General features: G+C 66.9%; 11 protein-coding genes. 9 read left to right on the forward strand and 2 right to left on the reverse strand.

Features of this window, described 5'->3' with window-relative positions:
* Positions 1-6 precede the first annotated feature (6 nt).
* The 9 genes from AC1RR5_RS25205 (at position 7) to AC1RR5_RS25245 (ending at position 11,953) form a co-directional block, all read left to right on the forward strand.
* Positions 7-975 carry an ABC transporter substrate-binding protein gene (locus AC1RR5_RS25205; protein WP_492926234.1) on the forward strand — a complete coding sequence of 323 codons (969 nt, stop codon included), beginning with the start codon at positions 7-9 and terminating at the stop codon, positions 973-975.
* 17 nt (positions 976-992) lie between these two features.
* Positions 993-2,018 (forward strand): amidohydrolase family protein, encoded by a 1,026-nt coding sequence (locus tag AC1RR5_RS25210; protein WP_492926236.1) that lies wholly within the window; start codon positions 993-995, stop codon positions 2,016-2,018.
* A gap of 168 nt (positions 2,019-2,186) precedes the next feature.
* Positions 2,187-3,038, forward strand: a complete 852-nt coding sequence (locus tag AC1RR5_RS25215; RefSeq protein ID WP_492926238.1) for an amidohydrolase family protein — start codon at positions 2,187-2,189, stop codon at positions 3,036-3,038.
* A 58-nt stretch (positions 3,039-3,096) separates the two neighbouring features.
* Positions 3,097-4,437, forward strand: a complete 1,341-nt coding sequence (locus AC1RR5_RS25220) for an MFS transporter (RefSeq protein ID WP_492926240.1) — start codon at positions 3,097-3,099, stop codon at positions 4,435-4,437.
* Between the two features lie 31 nt (positions 4,438-4,468).
* Complete coding sequence (locus AC1RR5_RS25225; RefSeq protein ID WP_492926242.1) at positions 4,469-5,482, forward strand: DODA-type extradiol aromatic ring-opening family dioxygenase; 1,014 nt, start codon at positions 4,469-4,471, stop codon at positions 5,480-5,482.
* A gap of 17 nt (positions 5,483-5,499) precedes the next feature.
* Positions 5,500-6,357, forward strand: a complete 858-nt coding sequence (locus tag AC1RR5_RS25230) for an HpcH/HpaI aldolase family protein (protein ID WP_492926244.1) — start codon at positions 5,500-5,502, stop codon at positions 6,355-6,357.
* A 140-nt stretch (positions 6,358-6,497) separates the two neighbouring features.
* The gene (locus tag AC1RR5_RS25235) at positions 6,498-8,042 is read left to right on the forward strand and encodes an acetolactate synthase large subunit (protein ID WP_492926246.1); all 1,545 of its coding nucleotides are present in this window, start codon (positions 6,498-6,500) and stop codon (positions 8,040-8,042) included.
* Positions 8,043-8,060: 18 nt separating this feature from the next.
* Entirely contained in the window at positions 8,061-8,960 is a 900-nt protein-coding gene (locus AC1RR5_RS25240) for a substrate-binding domain-containing protein (protein ID WP_492926248.1), read from the forward strand.
* A 173-nt stretch (positions 8,961-9,133) separates the two neighbouring features.
* The gene (locus AC1RR5_RS25245; RefSeq protein WP_492926250.1) at positions 9,134-11,953 is read left to right on the forward strand and encodes a TonB-dependent receptor plug domain-containing protein; all 2,820 of its coding nucleotides are present in this window, start codon (positions 9,134-9,136) and stop codon (positions 11,951-11,953) included.
* 257 nt (positions 11,954-12,210) lie between these two features.
* Here AC1RR5_RS25245 and AC1RR5_RS25250 read toward each other — a convergent pair whose 3' ends face one another.
* Both AC1RR5_RS25250 and AC1RR5_RS25255 read right to left on the reverse strand, forming a co-directional pair.
* Positions 12,211-13,404: an LptF/LptG family permease gene (locus tag AC1RR5_RS25250; RefSeq protein ID WP_492926252.1), complete on the reverse strand. Its 1,194-nt coding sequence runs from the start codon at positions 13,402-13,404 to the stop codon at positions 12,211-12,213.
* A gap of 21 nt (positions 13,405-13,425) precedes the next feature.
* Complete coding sequence (locus AC1RR5_RS25255; RefSeq protein ID WP_492926254.1) at positions 13,426-14,676, reverse strand: glycosyltransferase family 4 protein; 1,251 nt, start codon at positions 14,674-14,676, stop codon at positions 13,426-13,428.
* Positions 14,677-14,679 lie beyond the last annotated feature (3 nt).

The raw sequence follows: 14,679 nt of genomic DNA on the forward strand, positions 1-14,679 counted from the left end.
GGACATTTGGCCGGGAAGGTACATCTGAAGATCGCCGTGGCGGAGCATCCGCACACGTCGGCCATCCGCGACGGCTCGATCCCGATCGAGGGCGTCGAGGCCGAGATCATCACCGTCAAGCCGCAGATCGGCGCGTTCCGCCGGATGGTGCGCGACGTCGAGTTCGACGTCTGCGAGATCGCGCCCACGACCTACATCATCGCCCGGGCCTATGGCGCGCCGTTCGTGGCCCTGCCGATCTTCGTGGTCCGCCGTTTCCACCACTCGGGCATGCTGGTCCGTCCCGACGCGGGGATCGTCACGCCCAAGGATTTGGAAGGCAAGAAGGTCGGGGTGCGCGCCTATTCGGTGACCACCGGCGTGTGGCTGCGCCAGGCGTTGATGGACGACTGCGGCCTGGATCCGTCCAAGGTCACCTGGGTCGTCGATGACGAAGAGCACGTCCGCGAGCTGAAGCTGCCGGGCAACGTGATCCACGCCACCCGCCCGTTGGCCGACATGATGGCCGATGGCGAGCTGTCCGCCGGCGTCGAGGGCGCGGCGGGCATCGGTCGTACCGGCGCCCCGACCGGTGGCTGGCAGGAGGTCGAGGCCAACTATCCGGACCTCTTGCCCAACGCCGCCGAACTGGAGGCCGACTACTTCCGTCGCACCGGCGTCTATCCCATGCACGGCACGATCGTGGTCAAGGACTCGGTGCTGGCCGAGCACCCCTGGGTCGCGACCTCGCTCTACAACGCCTTCAAGCAGGCCAAGGACGAGTGGCTCGAGCGCGTGCGCGCCAATGGTCCGCAGAACGATACCGAGAAGAAGTACGTCAAGCTGATGGACATCGTCGGTCCCGACCCGTTGCCCTACGGCATCGAGGCCAACCGCCCGACCATCGAGGCGCTGGAGCGCACCGCCTTCGCCCAGGGCCTGACCCCCAAGCGTATGAGCATGGACGCGCTGTTCGTCGATCCGGACAAGCTGTGAGCCGAGGACCCAAGACCATGATCATCGATTGCCACGGCCACTTCACCACCGTCCCCAAGTCGTTCCGCGAGTGGCGCCAGCGCCAGGTCGACGCCGCCGACAGCCCGTCGACCGCGCCGCCGGTTTCCGAAGCCCACGTCAGCGACGACGAGATCCGCGAGGGCGTCGGCAACGGCCAGCTGAAGCTGCAGCAGGAACGGGGCAGCGACATCACCCTGTTCTCGCCGATCGCCGGCCTGATGAGCCACCACCTGGGCAATGAGCGCACCAGCCTGCAGTGGGCCGAGGTCTCCAACAACCTGGTCAAGCGGGTGACCGAGATCTATCCCGACAACTTCGTGCCGGTCTGCCAGCTGCCGCAGTCGCCCGGCGCGCCGCCCGCCAACTCGGTCCCCGAGCTGCGTCGCTGCGTCGAGGAACTGGGCTTCGTCGGGGCCAATGTGAACCCCGACCCGACCGGCGGCTACTGGACCGGCAAGCCGTTGACCGACCGCGAGTGGTACCCGCTGTTCGAGGCGCTGTGCGACCTGGACGTGCCGGCCATGGTCCACGTGGCCGCCTCATGCAATCCGAACTTCCACGGCACCGGCGCGCACTATCTGAATGCCGACACCTCGGTGTTCATGCAGATCCTGCAGAGCGACCTCTTCAAGGATTTCCCGACCCTGCGCCTGGTCATCCCGCACGGCGGCGGCGCGGTGCCCTACCACTGGGGTCGCTATCGCGGCATGTCGCTTGAGATGGCCAACCGGCCGCTGGAAGGCCTGCTGGACAACATCTTCTTCGACAGCTGCGTCTATCACCACCCAGGCGTGGACCTGCTGACCAAGGTCATCCCCTCGAAGAACGTACTGTTCGGCTCGGAGATGATCGGCGCCGTGCGCGGCAAGGATCCCGACACCGGCTACTATTTCGACGACACCAAACGCTATGTCGACGCGTGCGTCAGCCTGACCGATCAGGACCGCTACAACATCTTCGAAGGCAACGCCCGTCGCGTCTATCCGCGCCTCGATGCGCACCTGAAGTCGCGCGGAAAATAGTTCACTTTTCAACCAGTTAAGAGTGCGCGGCGTGGAGCAATCTGCGCCGCGTTTTTCGTTTCAAGACAGCCTGAACTTATACCTCGCCGCACAGCTTCGACTGCTCCTGAGCGCCGATCTCGGGGACGATGGCTTCAGCAAAAGAAGACCAGTCCTAGGGAGCGCTTAATGTCCTCGGTCATCGACATCCATCCGCACGTGATCTCGGATGACGAGGCTCGCTATCCGCCGGCGCCGCTGTTCGGCAAGCGCTCGGACTGGTCGCAGGAGCGGCCATGCGTGGTCGAGACCCTGATCGCGGCGATGGACGAGGCGGGCGTGGCCAAGGCGGCCGTGGTCCATTCCTCGACAACCTATGGCTTCGACAACAGCTATGTCGTGGACGCCTGCAACCGCTATCCGGATCGCCTGATCGCCGTCGGCTCGGTCGACGTGCGGGCGCCGGACGCGGTCGAGACGATCAAGGCCTGGACCGACAAGGGCCTGACCGGCCTGCGCATCTTCACCGGCGGCAGCACCAAGGACTTCGACCCCACCGAGCTGGAGGATCCCAGCGCCTTTCCGGCCTGGGAGCTGCTAGGCGAGCTGGGCCTGACCATGTGCATCCAGACCGGCCCGGTCGGTCTGCCGCAGGTGCGGGCCCTGGCCGAGCGCTTCCCGAACGTGCCGATCATCCTCGACCACCTGGGCCGGCCGGACGTCACCGACGGTCCGCCCTACAAGGCGGCCCGAAGCCTGTTCGACCTGGCCGACATCCCGTCGCTCTACATGAAGCTGACGCCGAGGATCATGGGTGACAGCAAGACGGGCGCGGCGACGCCGGAGACCTGGTTTCCGAAGCTGGTCGAGGTGTTCGGCGCCCGGCGCCTGGCCTGGGGCTCGAACTTCCCGACCTCGCCGGGCACACTCGCGGAGATCCTGGCCACGGCGCGCGAACGCCTGTCGTCGCTGTCCGCCGAAGACCAGGACTGGGTGTTCGGCAAGACGGCCGGGGCCCTTTACCCCGCTCTGGCGAACTGAAATCTACCGAAACAAAGCATCGACTAAGACAAGTCGACAAGGGATGGAGCGAGTTCAAGTGGCGGCAGCAAACGACGAGAGCGTCGCGACGGACGGCAAGACGCTGAAGGCCTCGTTGGGGCGCTGGGGGATCCTGGTGTTGCTGGCCCTGGGCGCCCTGGTGGCGTTCGTGGACCGGATCAACATCTCGGCCGCCCTGACGACCGCGCCGTTCAAGGAGCACTTCCATCTCTCGAACGTGGACCGGGGCTGGATCAACTCGGCCTTCTTCTGGTCCTACGCCCTGTTCCAGGTGCCGATGGGCTGGCTGGTCGACCGCTACGGCGTCAAGCGGCCCTATGCGATCTGCTTCGTCGTCTGGTGCGTGGCCTCGGCGGCCATCGGCCTGATGCCGGCGCTGTGGGGGCTGATCCTGATGCGGCTGCTGGTCGGGGCCGCGGAAGCGGTCGTCGTGCCGGCCAGCTATCGCTGGATTCGCGACAACTTTGATCCCAATCGGAGCGGCGCGGCCGTCGGCGTCTACATGCTGGGCGCTAAGTTCGGCCCGGCCATAGGTGCGCCCCTGGCCGCCTGGCTGATCATCCACTTCAACTGGCAGGTGATGTTCCTGATCACCGGCCTGGCGGGCCTGGCCTGGCTGGTCCCGTGGATGCTGGCGGTGAAGAGCGATCTTCCCAAGCGCGCCGCTGAGACCCTGGCCGTGGTCAAGAAGAAGGTCGACGTCCCGCTCAGCGCCATCCTGGCCAGCCCGCTGGTCTGGGGCACGATGATCGTCAACTTCTGCTACAACTACTTCACCTTCTTCTGCATGACCTGGATGCCGGCCTATCTGGTCGAACAGCGCGGTCTGTCGCTGGAAGAAATGGGCCTCTACACCTTCTACAGCTTCATGGGCATCGCCCTGGTGGCCCTGGCGTCCGGCTGGCTGGCCGATGTGCTGATCCAGCGCTACGGGCGTCCGGTCCTGATCCGGAAGATCTTCGTCGTCTCCGGCTTCGCCATCGCCTGCACGGTGCTGCTGGGCGCCACGGCCAAGGATATCGGGACCGCGCTGTTCTGGAACGTGGCCTCGCTGTCTGGCCTGGGCCTGACGACCGCCAACAACCTGGCCCTCTCGAGCCTGACCCTGATCCCCAAGCCGATCGTCGGCCGCGTGAAGGGCGTGCAGAACGTGGCCACGGCCCTGGCGGGCGGCGTCGCGCCGCTGCTGACCGGTTGGCTGCTGCACGTGACCGGCTCGTACGTGGCCCCGATGACACTGATCTTCGCCTTCCTGGTGCTGGGCGCGGCGACGGTCATCGTGATGCTGCGACCCGAATGGGCGCCGAAGGTTCCGGAGGAGGCCAACGCGCCGCCCCCCGAGGCCAAGCCTGGCGACGCCAAGCCCGCTGCCGCCTGAAGCCCGCCGAAAGTTCAAGGAGACGCGTAAGATGGCCAAGATCGTATTTGGCATGGCGGTGCCGCACAGCGGCATGCTGGGCCAGGCCCCCGAGGACTGGCTGACCAACGGCGAGCGGGACCGCAAGAACCCCGAGCTGTGGTTCCAGAACCGCACCTGGACCTATCCGGAGCTGGAAGCTCACCGGGGCGCGGCGTTCGAGCCGTTCCTCACCCTCGAGGAGCGCACCGAGCGCGCCGGCCGTTGCCGCGTGGCGCTGGACCAGATGGCCGACGCCTATAAGCGGGCCAAGGTCGATGTCGCCATCGTGCTGGGCAAGGACCAGAAGGAGATCTGGCCCGACCAGTCGCCCTCGATCACCATCTACACCGGCGAGGACGTCCACAACGGCCCGCCCCAGCGCCCCGTCTACGCGCCCGACCACCACGTGGTGCACAAGGCCTATCCGGCGCTGGCGACCTATCTGATCAAGACCTTCCAGAAGGAGGGCTTCGACCTCAATGACCTGCAGGCCTGGCCGGAAAACGTCTGGATGCAGCAGCGCCAGGGCGTGAAGCCGGACTATCCGGTCGTGCCGCACGCCTACAGCTTCGTCTACCACCAGATCATGGGCGACCAGCCGCCGCCGCACGTGCCGGTGCTGTTCAACCTGTTCTATCCGCCGACCCAGCCGTCGATGAGCCGCTGCATCCGGTTCGGCCGCGTGCTGCGCGACGCGATCGAGGCCTGGCCCGATGATGTCCGCGTGGCGGTGATCGCCTCGGGCGGCCTGTCGCACTTCGTCAATGACGAGGCATTCGACCGCGACGTGATGCGGAAGCTGGCGGCCTACGACTATGACGGCTTGGCCGCGATCCCCGACGGCTACTACCAGTCGGGCACCTCCGAGGTGAAGATCTACAGCATCGTCATGATGGCCCTGCAGCACACGGGCGCGAAGATGACTTTGGTCGACTACGTGCCGTGCTGGCGCACCGCCGCCGGCACCGGCGAGGGCATGGGGTTCATGTACTGGAACCCTGAGGAAACCGCTGAAGCGGTCTGAAAGATAACGAGAAAACCATGACCGACACTCGCCTGAATGGCGTCATCCGCGCATGGGAAGCCGGCAAGCCCGCCTTCACCTGCTTCGCCAAGGCCGACAAGCAGTCGGCCATCGACCTCTCGGACTCGCCCTATGACGGCCTGGTGTTCGAGATGGAGCACAATCCCTGGGACATGGCCGCTCTGGGCGATGCGCTGCAGTACCTGCTGAACCGCAAGCAGATCCACTCGGCCGCCAGCCTGGCGCCCCAGGTCACCCCGATCGTGCGGGTGCCGGCCAATGGCGTCGAGATGAACCAGGCCTATGCCAAGCAAGCCCTGGACCGCGGCGTCTACGGGATCATCTGGCCGCATATCAACGACGTGGCCCAGGCGTACAACGCCGTCGCCTCGTGTCGTTATGGCCGGCCCAAGAACGCGCCGCTGTACGAGCCGCGCGGCGTGCGCGGCGATGGCCCAGCGACGGCCGCCCGCTACTGGGGGCTGTCCCAGGCCGAGTACTACGCCAAGGCCGACGTCTGGCCGCTGGCCCCGCAGGGCGAGCTGCTGGTCGGCCTGATGATCGAGAGCGTCAAGGGCGTCGAGAACCTCGACGAGATTCTCAAGGAAGTACCTGGGATCGGCTTCGTGCTGATCGGGGAGGGGGACCTCTCCCAGGAGATGGGCTTCCCCCGCCAGTACGACCATCCGGATGTCCGCGACGCCATGAAGAAGGTCGCCGAGACCTGCGTGCGCCACGGCGTGCCGGTCGGCAATCCGCACACCAACGCCAGCAATGTCGATCGCCTGCTGGCCGAGGGTTACCGCTGGCTGATGGCCGCGCCACAGCGTTCTTACGGCGTGGTCGGCAAGGGCAAGGAACTGGCCGGCTACTGACGGAAAGAGATCCAGGGAAGGGCCGGAAATCTATCGCTTTCCGGCCCGTTTGGATTGGGTCGCCGCCCTCTGGAAATGGTCTCTTTTCCTCCTGAGACGAACGCGCCGCGAAGCGCCTTCGATCGTGTGGAGGAGTTGAGATGAACGGTGCCGAAAGCCTTGTGAACACACTGGCCGACCAGGGCGTCGAGGTCTGCTTCGCCAACCCCGGCACCTCGGAAATGCATTTTCTGCAGGCGCTGGAAAATCCCCGGATGAAGAGCGTGCTATGCCTGTTCGAGGGCGTGGCGACCGGCGCGGCCGACGGCTGGTACCGCATGCGCGACAAGCCGGCCTCGACGCTGCTGCACCTGGGCCCCGGCCTCGCCAACGGCCTGGCCAACATCCACAACGCCAAGCGCGCCAGTTCCGGGATGGTCAACATCATCGGCGAGCACGCCACGGCGCACCTCAAGTACGACGCGCCCCTGACCTCGGACATCGAGGGCCTGGCCCGGCCGCTCAGCCATTGGGTGCGCCGCGCCGACAGCTCGGCCTCCATCGCGCTGGACACCGCCTCGGCCGTCGCCAAGGCCAGCGAGCATCCGGGCCAGATCGCCACCCTGATCCTGCCGGGCGACACCTCGTGGGGCGACGCCGGGCAGCCGCCGAAGACCATCCGCGCCAAGGTCACGCGCAAGACGCCTGACCAGGCCCGCGTCGACCACGTCGCCCAGGTCCTGCGCACCGACGGCGACACTCTGATCATCCTCGGCAACAAGGCCCTGCGCGGCCAAGCGCTGGAGCTGGCCGGACAGGTCGCCGCCAAGACCGGCGCGCGCCTGGCCACGCAGTTCTTCAGCACTCGCATCGAGCGCGGGGCCGGGCGCGTGCCGCTGGAGCGCATCCCCTATGCCGTGCCCCAGGCCGTGGCCTTCCTGAAGGGCTTCAGGACCATCGTCACGGTCGAGACCGGCGAGCCGATCGCCTTCTTCAGCTATCCCGACAAGCCGAGCCTGCTGAAGTCACCCGAAAGCACGGTGCACAGCCTGATCACGACCGGCGAGGACAGTGTCCTGGGCCTGGAAATGCTGCTGGACGCCCTGGGCGGGCCCAAGGTCGCTCCGCGCCTGCAAGAGCGCTCGGACAACGGCGTGCCGACCGGCAAGCTGGAGCCGATCAGCATCGCCCACGCCCTGGCCTCGGCGATGCCCGAGCACTGCATCCTGGTCGACGAATCCCTGACCACGGGGCGGGAGAGCATGGGCCTGACCGCCGGCGCCCTGCCGCACGACACCATACAGAACATGGGCGGCTCGATCGGCTACGGCACGCCCGTGGCCACCGGCGCGGCCCTGGCATGCCCGGATCGCCGGGTCTTCTGCATGGTGGGCGACGGCAGCGCCATGTACACGATCCAGTCGCTGTGGACCCAGGCCCGTGAAGGCCTGAACGTGACGACGATTATCTTCGCCAACCACAGCTACCAGATCCTCAAGACCGAATTCGCCAACATGGGCTTCGGCGCGCCGGGCCCGCAGGCCCTGGCGATGATCGACATCGACAAGCCGCGCATCGACTGGGTGGCGATGGGGACCAGCATGGGCGTCCCCTCGCAGCGCGTCACCACGGCCGAGGACTTCCACAAGAGCATGGTCAACTCGGTCCGCGAGGCGGGTCCGGTGCTGATCGAGGTCGCGCTCTAGGCGCGAGGGGAACGAGCAATGACCGACACCACGACCGACGTCCTGACGCTGAAGACCAACCTGGCCGACTACCCGGTCACCAAGGCCATCAAGGACGGCCGGGTGACCTCCGACATCGTCAAGCTGGACTTCTGCGGACCCGAGCAGGCCCACAACGGCTTCAAGGACATGGTCCGCCGCAACCAATACGACGCCGGCGAGCTGGCGATCGTCACCTACCTGCAGGCCAAGAGCTACGGGAAACCCTACGTGCTGCTGCCCGCACCGATCTCGGGTCGCTTCCAGCACCACTGCGCCGGCTTCAACGGCGAGCTGGGCCATCTCGACCCCAAGGACATCGAGGGCAGGCAGGTCGGCGTGCGTACCTATGCCCAGACCACCGGCCTGTGGATTCGCGGCGTGCTGCAGCACGAATACGGCGTCGACCTGGACAAGGTCACCTGGATGACCACCGGCGACGGCCACCTGGAAGAATACAGCGACCCGGCCAACTGCTTACGCCTGCCCAAGGGCTCGGACATCGGCCAGATGATGCTGGACGGGCAGCTGGCCGCCACCCTGCAGGGCGTCGACCTGCCCAAGGACCCGCGCGTCCAGTACCTGGTGCCGGATCCGTTCAATGCGGCTAAGGACTGGTTCGCGCGTGAGCAGGTCGTGCCGATCAACCACATCTTCGTGGTCCACCAGGACGTGGCCAAGCAGCGGCCCGACGTGGTGCGCGAGATCTACCGCATGATCGTCGAGAGCCGCGCCCTGACCGAGGGCGGCGCGCCGGCCGTCTATCCGCCATTTGGCCTGGAGGCCAACCGCAAGGGTCTGCAACTGGCCATCGACTGGTCGTTCGAGCAGAAGATCATCCCGCGCAAGCTGTCGGTCGATGAGCTGTTCGACGACCTGACGGCGTCTCTCGGCGCTTGATCGGTTTCCGCAGCGGAAAACTAATGGATGAGCCCATCAAACCAATAAGCGAGCCGGAGGGAGCAGGATCATCCTCAAATCGCGGACGAACAACGTTCGCGAAATAAGAACACAAGCAGCCGGAGTCTCAGCGCGGAAAACTGCGCGAGCTCTCGGCGGCAAGGGAGGGATTGATGCAACTGCTCAAGACGAGCCTGGCTTTTCTTGCTGGCGCCAGCGTTGTCGCGATCGCCACGGCGACCGCGGCCCAGACTGTGCCGGCCGATGACGCCACGGTCGCCGAAGTCGTCGTCACCGGCTCACGGGTGATCAAGAACGGCGACGCCAGTCCGTCGCCGGTCACCGTGGTCCAGTCCGAAGACGTGCTGCGCATGTCGCCAGGCAACCTGGCCGACGCGTTGCAGGTGCTGCCGGTGTTTGCCGGCTCGCGCGGCTCGGGCGTCAATCCCACCTCCACCGGCAGCGTCGGGGCCGGCAACGCCTCGGCCAACCAGCTGAACCTGCGCAATATCGGCCCCAACCGCACCCTGGTGCTGGTCGACGGCCTGCGCGTGCCGCCGACCCTGCTGAACGGCGTGGTCGATGTCGACGTGATCCCGCAGATGCTGGTCTCGCGCGTCGACACGGTCACCGGCGGGGTCTCGGCCGTCTATGGCTCGGATGCCGTCAGCGGCGTCGTCAACTACGTGCTCGACAAGAAGTTCAACGGTCTGAAGGCCGTGGCCCAGACCGGCGTCTCGCAGGAAGGCGACGGCAAGAAGGCCGATGTCGGCTTCGCGGTCGGCCGGCGACTGGGCGACCGCGCCCACGTCGAGGGCAGCTACGAATATCGCGACGAGAAGGGCATCGCCCGCCGCTCTGATCGCGACTGGATGACCCTGTGGGGCGTGGCCGGGGCAGGGACCGCCGCAAACCCGTACCAGCTGCTTAGCAACGTTCGCCAGTCGACCTATACGTTCGGCGGCCTGATCAACAGCGGCGTGCTGAACGGCCAGACCTTCAACGCCGACGGCACGCTGCGGCCGTTCGTGGCGGGGACGGCGACGGGTTCGACCGCGCTGCAGATCGGCGGCGACGGCGCCTATTACGACTCCTCGCTGCTGGCCTCGCTGAAGGGTCATCAGGTCTTCGGCCGCTTCGACTACGACCTGACCGACAGCGTCCACGCCTACGTCCAGGCCAGCGGCAACATCAAGACCAACGCCAATTACTCCGACTACCTAACCCTGAACCGGGTCACGATGAGCTCGCAGAACGCCTTCCTGAGCCCGACCTATCGGGCGCAGCTGGCGGCGGCGGGGCAGGGAACCTTCACCCTCAGCGAACTGGTGGCCAGCGCCCCGCGCCTGGAAGCCCGCTCCAAGTCCGACCAGCGGATCTACACCGCCGGCCTGGACGGCGACCTGGGCGCCTGGAAGTGGGGCCTGGACTACACGCACGGCACGACCGAGCTGCGCACCACGCTCGTCACCAACATCAACAACCAGCGCTTGGCCGCGGCCCTCGATGCGGTGACCGACCCGGCCACCAGCAAGACCGTCTGCAACATCACCCTGACGAACCCGAGTTCAGGCTGCGTGCCGCTGAACGTCTTCGGGTCCGGCGCCGCCAGCGCCGAGGCTATCAACTACGTGATGCAGCCGACCCACTACACGGCCAACACGACGATGGACGCGGTGTCGGGCCACATCGACGGCTCGCCGTTCAGCACCTGGGCCGGCGAGGTCAATGTCGCGCTGTCGGGCGAGTGGCGGAAGCTGTCCTTTGAATCCAGCAGCGACGCCCTGCCCAGCGCGGTCGTGAACTGCACGGGCATCCGCTACAACTGCACGGCCGGCGGGGCGCTGTGGACCCAGACCTACGCCGCCAGTCCCAAGGTCAGCCAGACCGTCAAGGAAGCCGCGCTCGAGTTCGACGCGCCTCTGCTGAAGGACAAGACCTTCGCCCAGTCGCTGAGCGTCAATGGCGCGGCCCGCTTCACCGACTACGACACCAGCGGCAGCTACTGGACCTGGAAGGTCGGCTTCGACTGGCGTCTCAACGACGTCCTGCGGTTCCGGGGCACGAAGTCGCGCGATATCCGCGCGCCGACGCTCTACGAGCTGTTTGCGCCGATCAATTCGGTGCCGGTCAATCCGGTCGATCTGCTGACCAACACCAGCCCGCGCGTCCCGTCGACCGATCTCTCGAACCCCGACCTGACGGCCGAGATCGGCAAGACGACCACGGCGGGCCTGGTCTGGAACCCGGCGCAGGGTCTCAGCATCGCGCTGGACGGCTATCACATCACCATCACCGACGCGGTGGCCCAGATCGCCGGTTCGACGGCGGCCTACCAGCAGGCCTGCTACGCCAGCGGCGGCTCCTCGCCGTTCTGCGCCCTGCAGGTCCGGCCCAACGGCTATGTCGACAAGTCCGCCGCCAACGCCGTGACGCGCTGGTACACCAAGTACGAGAACATCGCCGAGATCGAGACCTGGGGCGCGGACCTCGAGGTCAACTACACGACCAGCCTGTTCGATCGCCCGGCCGCGGTCCGCTTCCTCGGCGCCTGGCAACCGCACGTCTACTACCGCCAGCCCGGCGCGCCGACGACCGACCAGGGCGGGGTGGCCTTTGGGCCGCTGGGCATGGCCGCCGGGCCGTCGCTGCGCCTGACGGGCCTGTTCCGCTTCCAACCCGTCCCGCGCCTGACTGTCGACCTGATGCAGCGCTGGCGTGGCTCCATGAAGCTGGGCGGCGATCCGACCCAGGTCTGGGTCAAGAACAAGATCGACTCGTTCGGAACGACCAGCCTGACCCTGACCTATGAGGCTGACACGTCGGTCGGTAAGGCGGACCTGTTCCTGAACATCCAGAACCTGTTCAACCAGGACCCGCCCGGCGGCGCCTACTCGGGCAACGGCACCCGAGCGGGCATGCGCGACGGCTATGCCATCGGCGACGACGTGCTGGGCCGTTACTTCACGATCGGCGCGCGCCTGAAGCTGTAGGGGACTGGTGATGTGGGGAGGGCGTCGATGCTCTCCCCAGTTCTCCGCTAAACGCGGAAGCTGTCGAACCAGAAGGCAGAAGCCTCGACGAGCTCATCCACCTCGCGCGAACCGCTGAAGAAACGCATCAGAATTCGCCGCATCGATCGGTCCTCCCGAGACCTGTCGATCCAGTCGGACGCACTTGAGGCCTGTCATGCAAGAGCGGGCCGGCCGAGGCGTCGCGAAACCTATCGCTCGCCTCGCAAAATCAATCGCTACGACTGCGGCCTACGCGCCCCGAACGCCTGGGCGATGGCGGTGAACATGTCGGCAACGTGCTCGGTCAGCCAGCTGACGGGGTTCTCGCCGGGGCGTTTTCGGCTGGCGATCCAGGTGGCGATGCACACCACGGCGAAGACGGCGGCCGGCAGGCCGACCGTGAGGATCGCCGGAAGACCCGCGCCCGAAACCATGGCCTGGCCAAGGATCATCGAGGTCTCGAACAGAAACAGTAGGACCGCGCCGGTGGCCATGGCCGAGGCCGAGCCCGCGCGCTTGGCGCTCAGGCCGAACGGAACGGCCAGCAGCGGCAGCAGGGGCAGCAGCAGCGCTCGTGAGCATCGAGCGTAGAGCTCGGCCAGCAGGATCTGCCGGGGCAGGAGGGGCGCGACCTTGCCAAAGCCCTGCTGGGCCAGCTCGATCAGGGTCAGCTCGCTGACCTCGTCGCCGCGGACCCGGAACAGCTTGGCCGACATCGACAGCGGCAGGTCGAAGGAAAAGCGCGAGAAGTTGGTGACATAGACCCGAGCGTCACGGGTTGTGCTGACCTGGCGGCCATCGCGCAGCTCCAGGATGACGGTCTTGTCGCGCGCGTCCTTGCGGATGACCGCCGAGACCGCTGTCATGACATCCTCGCGTCCGTCGGGCGTCACCCTGCGGATGAAGACGCGCTCCAGATCTCGGCCGCTGGGATCGGCGCGATCGGCGGTCAGGAAGACGGGACCGGTGGAGAGCAGGGCCTTGGGCCGCACGTCGCCGTTCCATCCGGCCTTCTCGGCCGCGTGCAGCACCGCGTGATAGGCGTAGCGGCTGTAGGGTTGGACGAACCCGAACAGCAGGATGCTGAACGCCATCAGCAGGACGCCCAGGCCCACAAAGGGCGCGGCGAAGCGGCCCAGCGACATGCCGCTGGCCAGGATCGCGTCGATCTCCGAGCTCTTGTTGAGGCCGTTGACGACGACGAACAGGCCGATGAAGAAACCGCCCGGCAGGGTCAGCCCCACATAGTGCGGGACGAGATTGACCAGCAGCTCGGTCAGGAACCGAAAGCCGTCCGTCGTCTGCGACAGCAGTTGGAAGGAGCGCATGATGCGCTCCATCAGGAACGCCACCATCGTGCTGATCAGCACGGCGGACATCGGCGTCAGGGTTCGCCGCAGCAGATAGCGATCGAGCAGGGTCGGGATCATGTCGAATGTCGCGGCGACGGCTCAGAGCACGGGCAGGCCGGCCGGTTGCGGCTCGGCCAGGGCGCCGGACCGCCACGCGGGCGCGCGCGGCGCTCGCGGGACGGGGCGGGCGTCCAGCGCCTCGGCATAGACGTCCACCACCTCGTTCAGGATCTCCGCCCAGCGATAGGCGGCGCTGCGCTCCAGCGCCTCGGCGCCCAGGCGCAGCCGTTCTTCGCGATCGGTCAGCAGTCCCGACAGCGCGTCGGCATAGGCGGACGGCCGATCCGCGCAGAGCAGGGCGTTGCGACCGTGGCGCAGCAGGGCCCGCGTGTTGGGCGCGTCGGCGCAGACCATCGCCAGGCCGCAGGCCATGGCCTCCAGATTGACGTTGCCGAAGGTCTCGGTGGTGCTGGGGTTGAGGAAGATGTCGCCACTGGCCAGGGCCGTGGCCAGGGCCTCTCCGGTCAGGAAGCCGGTGAAGACCGCCGAGGGGATCCGCTCCTGGAACCAGGACCGGCCGGGACCGTCGCCGATCACCAGCACCTGCGGGGCCTGGCCGGTCGCCTCCAGGCGCCCGATGGTCTCGGCAAAGGCCGCCAGGCCCTTCTCCATGACGATCCGCCCGAGAAAGACGATCACCGGGCGATCGGCCGCGAAGCCGTGGCTCAGCCGCCAGCCCTCGCTGCGGCGTCCGGGATGGAAGAGCTCGGGATCGACGCCTCTCGCCCAGGTGCGGACACGGGCCGCCGGGCTCTGGGCGCGCAACTCGTCGCCGATCGCCTCGGTGGGGGCCAGGACGTAGTCGCACGCCCCATAGAAGTTCCAGAGCTGGCGGCGCACCAGCGCGCGCAGCTGGCCGAGGCCGTAGTAGTCAAGATAGGTGTCGAACAGCGTGTGCAGGCTGGCGACCACCGGGACGTTCAGGGCGCGTCCGAACTTCAGCGCCGCCGAGCCCAAGAGGTCCGGCGCGGACAGGTGGATCAGGTCGGGCTTGAACGCCTCGACATCGCGCCGCAGGGCGCGCGGCAGGCCAAGCGCCAGGCGATAATCCCGCCGGAATGGGATCTTCACCGACGGCACCGAGATCAGCTCGCCCATCGGCTCGAACGCGGGATTCGGTCCAGTCGGGGAATAGACCCGCACCTGCGCGCCGACACTGCTCTGCAGGTGACCGACCAGGCGGTTCAACGACTTGTTCGCGCCGTCGAGGGTGTAGTTGTAGTTCCCCGAAAACATGGCGATCCGCAACGGGCGCACACCGTCGATGCGCGTCAACGCCTTGATATCCATGAC

Source organism: Caulobacter sp. GW821-FHT11E11 (assembly GCF_058808315.1).